8 protein-coding genes are annotated in these 8,910 nt (G+C 33.1%); 3 read left to right on the forward strand and 5 right to left on the reverse strand.

Annotated features, from left to right (window positions below; genetic code table 11):
- Position 1 precedes the first annotated feature (1 nt).
- Positions 2 to 514, forward strand: a complete 513-nt coding sequence (locus IEV63_RS12215) for an adenine phosphoribosyltransferase (RefSeq protein WP_188407099.1) — start codon at positions 2 to 4, stop codon at positions 512 to 514.
- Positions 515 to 687: 173 nt separating this feature from the next.
- Here IEV63_RS12215 and IEV63_RS12220 read toward each other — a convergent pair whose 3' ends face one another.
- The 5 genes from IEV63_RS12220 to IEV63_RS12240 all read right to left on the reverse strand — a co-directional run bounded on the left by IEV63_RS12220 (position 688) and on the right by IEV63_RS12240 (position 5,125).
- Complete coding sequence (locus IEV63_RS12220) at positions 688 to 1,944, reverse strand: sulfate adenylyltransferase subunit 1 (RefSeq protein WP_188407100.1); 1,257 nt, start codon at positions 1,942 to 1,944, stop codon at positions 688 to 690.
- A gap of 53 nt (positions 1,945 to 1,997) precedes the next feature.
- A complete protein-coding gene (cysD, locus tag IEV63_RS12225) occupies positions 1,998 to 2,903 on the reverse strand; it encodes a sulfate adenylyltransferase subunit CysD (RefSeq protein WP_188407101.1) in 906 nt (301 codons plus the stop codon).
- A 2-nt stretch (positions 2,904 to 2,905) separates the two neighbouring features.
- Complete coding sequence (cysC, locus tag IEV63_RS12230) at positions 2,906 to 3,496, reverse strand: adenylyl-sulfate kinase (RefSeq protein WP_188407102.1); 591 nt, start codon at positions 3,494 to 3,496, stop codon at positions 2,906 to 2,908.
- 4 nt (positions 3,497 to 3,500) lie between these two features.
- Positions 3,501 to 4,295 carry a 3'(2'),5'-bisphosphate nucleotidase CysQ gene (gene cysQ, locus IEV63_RS12235; RefSeq protein ID WP_188407103.1) on the reverse strand — a complete coding sequence of 265 codons (795 nt, stop codon included), beginning with the start codon at positions 4,293 to 4,295 and terminating at the stop codon, positions 3,501 to 3,503.
- 104 nt (positions 4,296 to 4,399) lie between these two features.
- Positions 4,400 to 5,125 carry a CDP-alcohol phosphatidyltransferase family protein gene (locus tag IEV63_RS12240; protein ID WP_188407104.1) on the reverse strand — a complete coding sequence of 242 codons (726 nt, stop codon included), beginning with the start codon at positions 5,123 to 5,125 and terminating at the stop codon, positions 4,400 to 4,402.
- Between the two features lie 171 nt (positions 5,126 to 5,296).
- On the opposite strand from IEV63_RS12240, the gene IEV63_RS12245 reads away from it, so the two are divergent.
- Together IEV63_RS12245 and IEV63_RS12250 are read left to right on the forward strand one after the other, a co-directional pair.
- Positions 5,297 to 6,370 carry a putative type IX sorting system protein PorV2 gene (locus IEV63_RS12245; protein ID WP_188407105.1) on the forward strand — a complete coding sequence of 358 codons (1,074 nt, stop codon included), beginning with the start codon at positions 5,297 to 5,299 and terminating at the stop codon, positions 6,368 to 6,370.
- Positions 6,371 to 6,894: 524 nt separating this feature from the next.
- A partial coding sequence (locus IEV63_RS12250) for an FIDD domain-containing protein (RefSeq protein WP_505891268.1) occupies positions 6,895 to 8,910 on the forward strand: 2,016 nt, incomplete at its 3' end.

The following is an 8,910-nucleotide window of genomic DNA, read 5'->3' on the forward strand; positions in this document are numbered from 1 at the left end:
AATGGATTTTAAAAATTACATTAGAGACATAAAAGATTTTCCTAAAAAAGGAATTATTTACAAAGATATTTCTCCACTTTTAGCTAATATCGATGTTATGAAAGCAGCTGCCGATGCTTTATTTGAAGGGCTTCAGCATCAAAAAATAGACAAAGTAGTAGGTATCGAGTCTCGTGGTTTTTTTATGGCTACATTGTTAGCAGAACGTTTAAATGCAGGTTTTGTGCCTATTCGTAAACCGGGAAAGCTTCCTTATAAAGTGTATACAGAAACATACGATTTAGAATATGGTACCAATCAATTAGAAATTCATCAAGATGCTATTTTACCAGGTGAAAATGTGTTGCTACACGATGATGTATTAGCCACTGGCGGAACAGCAGAAGCAGCAATTAAACTGATTCGTAAATTGGGTGGCAATTTGATTGAAAGCAATTTTTTAATCGAGTTGGAATTTTTAAACGGACGAGAAAAAATAAAAACTTCAGCAGTTCAATCTCTTATGAAGTTTTAAACTTGGTCGTGTTCAATAAAAATCCTTCGATAATACATACAAAAGCTACCAATTACACCTGCTTGTAGAAGGAAAATACAAATTACAATTCATGCATTATTGGCCGTTTTAGATATATTATCCACATTTAAAATTTAAATTGATACTATTTTCCTAATATTAAAGCATAAATTTTAAATCACCATACCAGCAGCTACTGTTTCTTTGGTTTGATCGTTAATTAAGATTATACTCCCTGTATTTCTATTGGTTTTGTAAGAATCGATCATTAAAGGCTTTGTGGTTCTGATTTTGGCTCTAAAAATGTCGTTTCGTTTTAGAATTTTATCTTCTTTAATACGACTGTATGTATTTATATCTACCTTGTAAACCACTTCTTTAATCATGGCTTTTTGTTCGTTGCTAGTGTGCATAATAGTGTATTTTGCTCGATCTTGAGCAGGCGTGTCGTTTAACCAACACATCATTACATCAAATTCTTGGCTAGCATCGGGTTGATTGTTTTTGCGTAAAATCATATCACCACGACTAATATCGATGTCATCTTCTAATGTCATCGAAATAGACATAGGAGCAAAAGCTTCTTCAACTTGTTTTTCACCAGCATTTATACTTTTAATTGTAGAAGAAAATCCTGATGGTAAAACTACAACTTCGTCACCTACGCGGTAAACTCCACTGGCTATTCTGCCAGCATAGCCACGGTAATCTCTAAACTCATCTCGTTGAGGTCGTAAAACGGTTTGCACAGGAAAACGTGCATCAATTTTATTGATATCACTACTAATATGAAGCGTTTCTAATAAATTTAATAGTGGCGCACCTTGATACCAATCCATATTTGTTGAACGGTTTACCACATTGTCGCCTTCTAAAGCGCTAATCGGTACATAACGCACATCTTTGATGTATAATTTTGAAGAAAATTCTTCAAATTGAGAAATAATACTAGTAAACACTTCCTCTTTGTAATCTACTAAATCCATTTTGTTAATGCATACAATGATATGTGGAATTTGAAGTAGTGAAGCAATATACGCATGGCGTTTAGTTTGCTCGATTACACCATTTCTTGCATCGATAAGCAAAATGGCTGCATTAGCTGTTGAAGCTCCTGTAACCATATTTCTTGTATATTGTACATGACCAGGCGTATCTGCAATAATAAACTTTCGTTTGGGTGTAGTAAAATAACGGTAAGCCACATCAATGGTGATACCTTGTTCGCGTTCATCCTTTAAACCATCTGTAAAAAGGGCTAAATCTACACCTTCAATACCTTTTTGTTTGCTAGTGTTTTCTACGGCAGAGAGTTGATCATCAAAAATAGATTTAGAATCGTATAGTAAACGACCGATTAAAGTACTTTTTCCATCATCTACACTTCCTGCAGTGGTGAATCTTAATAATTGATTTTTATCGATTTGCATAATGAATTTTAGATTTTTAATGTAATTGAAAATTTTTAAAATTGAATTTTAGCCTAGAAGTAACCTTCTTTTTTACGGTCTTCCATAGCGGTTTCAGAACGTTTATCGTCTGAGCGATTTCCGCGTTCAGTTTGACGCATAGTAGAAACTTCTTCAACAATTTTCTCCATGGTATCGGCATCCGATTCGATTCCGCCAGTAATGGTAATATCTCCTAAAGTTCTAAAGCGAATTTTTTTGCTTTCAATTTTTTCATTCGGCTCCAACTTCAAAAATTCAGAATTTGGAATCCAAGTATCGTTTCGCCAAATTACTTCTCGTTCGTGCGCTAAATACAAAGAAGGGATTTCAATTTTTTCTCGAGTTAAGTAATTCCAAACATCCATCTCGGTCCAATTACTAATAGGGAATGCACGGAAGTGTTCGCCTTCAAAATGCTTTCCGTTTAGTAAATTCCATAATTCTGGGCGTTGGTTTTTTGGATCCCATTGTCCAAAATCATCTCGATGCGAAAAGAAACGTTCTTTGGCTCTGGCTTTTTCTTCATCACGTCTACCACCGCCTATAGCACAATCTACTTTATGTTCTTCAATGGCATCTAAAAGCGTGGTGATCTGCAAAGCATTTCGGGTTGCATTTTTTCCTTTTTCTTCTGCAACTCGTCCTGTGTCGATTGATTTTTGAACCGAACCTACAATTAATTTTACTCCTAATTTTTTAGCTAAATCATCTCTAAACTGAAGTGCTTCAGGAAAGTTATGGCCCGTATCTACATGCATTAATGCAAAAGGAATTTTAGAAGGATAAAAAGCCTTTTTCGCTAAATGGGTTACTAAAATAGAATCTTTTCCACCTGAAAATAAAATCACAGGGTTTTGAAACTGTGCCCAAACTTCTCTAAGAATATAAATGGCTTCAGACTCTAATTCGTCTAAGTAATTTAAATAATACTGACTCATAATTATTGTAGTTTATCGTTTAAAAAGTTCAATACTTCTTGAACTGATTCGGTTATTTTTTTGTTTTTAGTTTGTATATGTAATGCTGGATGTTTTGGCGCTTCATATGGAGCGGAAATGCCTGTAAAGTTTCTAATTTCACCAGCGCGAGCCTTTTTGTATAAGCCTTTCACGTCGCGTTTTTCACATTCTTCTAAGTGCGTATCTACAAATATTTCATAAAAATCTGTTGTACCTATAATTTCTTCAACCTGTTTTCGGTCTTCGATTAATGGAGAAACAAATGCAGCAATACAAATGTTTCCTGCATTGACAAATAATTTAGCCACTTCTGCAATTCTACGTAAATTTTCTCTTCGATCGGTTTCAGTAAAACCCAGGCCTTTGTTTAAACCCGTTCGAATATTATCGCCATCTAAGGAATAGCATTTTTTTCCACTTTCAAAAAGTACTTTTTCTACTTGATTGGCAATGGTCGATTTACCAGAACCCGAAAGACCGGTAAACCACAAAACAAAAGATGGGTGTCCGTAGGTTGTATTGCGGTCTTTGCGTTGCACATCGTAATTATGAAAGACTATATTTTTGCTCATAATTTTATTTTTGATTGCTCACCATAAAATAGTTATTCAATAAATTTTCTCGGTTGTATAGCATTTCTGCACCTGTTTTTTGGTCGATTACTTGCAAACCAACCGCTTTACAAATGGCTTGTCCTGCGGCTGTGTCCCATTCCATTGTTGGTGCAAAACGCGGATAAATATCTGCATATCCATCGGCTACCAAGCAAAATTTTAATGAACTTCCTTTAGAAACTACTTCAATTTCTTTTTTGGTTTTTAAACTTTCTATGAAGTTTTTAGTGTCTTCATTCATGTGTGATCGACTACCTACTACACGAAGATTTTTTTCATTTTCTTTTGGTTGAATTGCTTTTGCATTTTTTTGAATAAAATTCATATCAAATACAGCCTTTTCCAATTGTACTTTTTGCGCTAGCTTAGTTGAAGCATCTGCATAATACAATAATTTAGTAGCTGGAACATAAATAACACCTAAAGTTGTTTTTTGATCGTGAATTAAAGCGATGTTTACTGTGAATTCACCATTTTTTTTAATGAATTCTTTGGTGCCATCGAGTGGGTCTACAATCCAGCAGGAATCCCATTGTTTACGAACTTCATAATCGGTTTGTTTATTTTCTTCACTAATGATGGGAAATTCAGTTTTTTCTAAATATTTCATAATAACGTGATTCGCTTTTTGGTCAGCTTCGGTTAAAGGCGAATCATCAGCTTTTAAGGCTACTTCAAAATCTTTTTTATATATTTCCATAATAGCTTGTCCAGCTTCTATGGCAGCTTGTATGGCAATTTGTAAATGTGTATGCATTCAATTGAAATTAGTTGAGGCAAATATAAATAATATTTTTAGTCTATCGATTTTATAGACTACTAATAGTTAAATTTAACTATTAGCTAATAATGAAGTAGCTATCAGTTACTTTGTTTTATTTCTTTTAAGGTAGAAAGCAGAAGGTAAAACAGGATAATAAAAGGGATTCCAGCAAATTTAAAGAAAATTAAAAAAAGAATACTTCCTACAATAAGGACGTATCGGTAAGCATTTTCTTTGACTTGAAGATTTTTGAATTTGAGTGCAAACAAATGGAAATTTGAATTTAATAAGTAAGCACTAATTACCGCAAGTGCGACTAAAAATATTGGATTAGAAGATGCTTCAGCTAAAAAATGTTCGGGTTGATGTAAAGCAATTAAAGGAAAACTTAAAATAAGCAGTGCATTTGCTGGTGTAGGTAAGCCAATAAATGAAGAAGTTTGTCGATCATCTATATTAAACTTAGCTAAACGATAGCCCGATGCAAGACTTATTAAAAAACCAACGTATGCTAAATACGGAGTATCTACTGAAATAATTAATTCTCGCGTATGGTTCGATAATGCGCTGTTAAGCAAGTTAAAAGCTACAATCCCTGGTACTAATCCACTGGTTACCATATCGGCTAAGGAGTCTAATTGAATACCAATAGGACTTTCTACTTTTAATAATCGAGCTGCTAAACCATCAAAAAAATCGAAAAAAATACCGAGTACAACAAAAAAAGCAGCTGCTTCATAGTCTTGTTCAACAGCCATAAAAGTTGCAATAATTCCACTTAATAAATTAAAAGCAGTTATAATATTAGGTATATGTTTTTTCATTAATTATCTATTTTAAAACTCCATATCGTTTTTCAGTCTTACCAGCATTTTCAAAATTATATCTTAGGTTTAATTTAATTTTAAAATATATTTTAGCTTATACAATAAGGGAATACAAATAAAGTTTATATTATTACAAATTAAATAAGATATTTGTCAAAAATTGAAATTTTGAAGAGAAACCTTCTCATTCTTTTTATTCTTGTTGCTACAACATTAAAAGCGCAAAGTGTTCGTAAATATTCCAATGAATTTTTAAATATTGGTGTAGATGCTGCCGCTTTTGGAATGGCAAATGCAGTAACTGCAACAAGCAACGATGTAAATTCGGTATATTGGAATCCTGCAGGCTTGGTGCATATAAAAGACAACCAAATGGCAGCGATGCATGCTAATTATTTTGCAAATATTGCTACCTACAACTATATTGGTGGAGCTATGCCAATAGATGAAAAAAGTGCTGTTGGAATTAGCATGATTCGTTTTGGGGTAGACGATATTTTAAATACGACACAATTAATCGATAATCAAGGTAATATTGATTACGACAGAATTAGTTTATTCTCTACAGCCGATTATGCTTTTGCCTTAAGTTATGCCCGGCAAACTGGAGTTGAAGGTTTGAGTTATGGAGCAAATGCTAAAGTGATTCGTAGAGTAATTGGTCAGTTTGCAGATGCTTGGGGTTTTGGTTTTGACGCAGGCTTACAATACCAAACAGGTAGATGGAAATTTGGTGCCATGGCTAGGGATATTACAACAACCTATAATACTTGGAATATTAATGAAGCAGAATTTGAAAGCATTCAAGGAGCGGTTGAAGGACAAAACCAAGAAATACCTGAAACTACAGAAATTACTCTTCCAAAGTTGCAACTAGGTGCAGCTCGTAGCTTTACAATAAAAGAAGATTTCGACTTAACTGCCGCTATTAATATGGATGTTCGTTTTGCAGAAACTAACGATATAATTTCTACAGAAAGTTTTGGTGCGACACCAGCTTTTGGTTTTGAATTTGGATATACACAAACGGTTTTTTTACGTGGTGGTCTTGGTAATTTTCAGGATGTAGAGCAATTAGGTGGTGGTTCGCAAATTGGTTTCCAGCCTAATTTTGGTGTTGGCTTCCGTTATAAAGGCATACAAATAGATTACGCGTTTACTGATATAGGCGACCAAAGTGTGGCTTTATATTCAAATATTTTCTCCTTAAAATTAGATTGGAGTGTGTTCCGCTCAAATTAATTCTATTTTTAAATTATAGTTTAAATTCAAACTCAAGTTAGATAGATTATCTTTCTGCAAACTTTTTTTGCATGATTTGCTTGGTTATATTGTAGGCAATAATTTCATTGCCAAAACTATATCTTAGAAGTTAAAAATAATAAGGTAATTCTTTGTTTTGAAAGTATCTTTTACTGTAATTTTTAATTTACTATTATAAATGTCTATTTAGCTTAAACTTTTATAAAAATGAAGAGAATATAACTAAATTAAAGGAATTTTTAAAAATTAGTAAGAATTTACATGTAATATATTTAGTGTTTTTAGAGTTCTTGTCAATTTAATTTTCAAAACTTAACGAACAGTTTCTATTTTCATTTATTTTTCTATATTTGTTAGCTTGGTTTTTTCTTAACAGATCTTATTAAAAATACGTATTTCTGGTTTAATTTACTTCCTTAGAGTTTTTTTGCACAGATACCATTCCGATATAATCAGAAATAAAAACCATTTATAATCTTTCTTTAAAATAAATTTGAAATTAATTGAAAAAATTTTTTAAAAAAACTAGTAAAACAGATTTTAATTTTAACAGTTCACGAATCTTTACTGCAACCACAAAAAGTCATCTCTTAAGATATACAATTATACTATCCCTTGCTTTATTAACAAACTCTTCGTTCAGTCAGATAAATACTACCGTTTTAACTGTAACACATACAGATCCAGATGTAGAAATTGGTATTGATAGAAAAGCATTTAATGGTTTAGGTGACACTTCTGCAAGTAGTGAAGGATATGCACACGATTTTACTTTGCCTTCAAGAGATAATGCTTGTCAGAATATTACAAATATTAGTGTGGAAATAGAGATCACAGCATTCAATAATAATAGCGGTTGCCCACATCCAACACTTTTTTATAATTTATTTTATGGGTGTGGCACATATTCTGGAGGAGCTACATGTTTACCAGAATCTAATTTATTAGCAGAACCTAGTTTCAACCCTGGTACAAGTCCACCTGTATTTAATTTTGGTAATCCTTTAGGTAGTCCATTAAATGGAAATATTGAGCCAGATTTTGAAGAAAATTTTAGTGTCGACATTGTGCCTGTTTCTAACCCTGGTTGCAATGCGATAACCAACGGATTAAGTTATGAATATACCATAACAGTTACCGTAACTGTTGAAGAAGATGATCCTTTAGAACCAACATTTGATCCAGTTGATCCTATTTGTTTAGGTGAAAATTTAGATCCTTTACCTACCGAATCTAATAATGGGATTTCAGGAACTTGGTCGCCAGCATTAAACAATACAGCAACCACAACTTATACTTTTACTCCAGATGAAGCTGAATGTGCAGAAGAGATATCAACTCAAATAGAAGTTTTACCTGAATTTGTGCCAAACTTTTCTTTTCCAACTTCCTTTTGTGTAGGTGAAAACTTTAATTTTCCCAATGAATCTGATAATGGAATACAAGGAAACTGGTCTCCAGATTTCAATAATCAGCAAACTACTATTTACACATTTACCCCAATTGACGAAACTTGTACTAGTATTTTTGAAGTTGAAATTGAAATAAATTCGTTTTTTATTCCTGAATTTGAAATCCCTTCAGAAATTTGTGCAATCGACTCATTTAACTTGCCAGTTATTTCTGAAAATAACATAGAAGGAACTTGGTCACCCAACCAAGAAGTGAATGAAAGTGGTATGTATACTTTCACTCCACTTGCCAACGAATGTGCAGAAAGCTTTGAAATAGAGTTGACTGTACTTCCTAATGAAGCCCCAGAATTTAATTTGCTTACTTCAATTTGTCAGTCCGATGTCGTTGAATTTCCAGAAGTATCTAATAATGGATACCAAGGTACTTGGAGTCCAGTATTTAACCCTGACCAAGAAACTACCTATGTTTTTACCCCTTTAGAAAATGAATGTACAGATCAAATATTTAGCATTACTATTGAAGTGTTTGAAATTGTTTTTAATAACGATTTAACTCCCTTAAAAGCTTGCGATGAAAATAACGATGGCTTTTTTGAAGGATTTAATTTAAACTCAAGAATTGAAGAAGTTACTTTTAACAATCCTGATTTAAATGTGTCATTTCATTTAACAGAAAATGATGCGCTAACAGGAATAAATCCTATTCAAAGTCCTTATGCTAATGTCAATGCTAATGAACAAACAATAATTGTTCGAATAGAAAATCCAGATAACGGCTGCATCCAAACCACGACCTTAGATTTATTGGTATACGATTCACCGCTACTCAATGAAATCGAACCTTTAATTGCCTGCGATTTAAACGAAACGGGCATTCAGTTTTTCGATCTGACCCAAGTAGAAGAAGATTTGTTTTTTGAAGGACAAGCTACAGAAGACTTTGAAATCAGCTATCACTTAAGTGAGAACGCAGCGAACAATGACACAGGAGTAATCGGCACACCGACTGCTTACCAAAACCAAACCAGTCCACAAACGTTGTATGTAAGGGTCACGGATCCGACATCACCATTGAACTGTTACAATATCGAACCGATAGAATTG

The organism is Psychroflexus salis, from assembly GCF_014640175.1.
Lineage (GTDB): Bacteria > Bacteroidota > Bacteroidia > Flavobacteriales > Flavobacteriaceae > Psychroflexus > Psychroflexus salis.

Excerpts from the sequence above, each read along its gene's own strand:
- IEV63_RS12215 (WP_188407099.1), top strand. The coding sequence starts at position 2 with ATGGATTTTAAAAATTACATTAGAGACATAAAAGATTTTCCTAAAAAA.
- IEV63_RS12220 (WP_188407100.1), bottom strand. The coding sequence starts at position 1,944 with ATGCAAATCGATAAAAATCAATTATTAAGATTCACCACTGCAGGAAGT.
- cysD (WP_188407101.1), bottom strand. The coding sequence starts at position 2,903 with ATGAGTCAGTATTATTTAAATTACTTAGACGAATTAGAGTCTGAAGCC.
- cysC (WP_188407102.1), bottom strand. The coding sequence starts at position 3,496 with ATGAGCAAAAATATAGTCTTTCATAATTACGATGTGCAACGCAAAGAC.
- cysQ (WP_188407103.1), bottom strand. The coding sequence starts at position 4,295 with ATGCATACACATTTACAAATTGCCATACAAGCTGCCATAGAAGCTGGA.
- IEV63_RS12240 (WP_188407104.1), bottom strand. The coding sequence starts at position 5,125 with ATGAAAAAACATATACCTAATATTATAACTGCTTTTAATTTATTAAGT.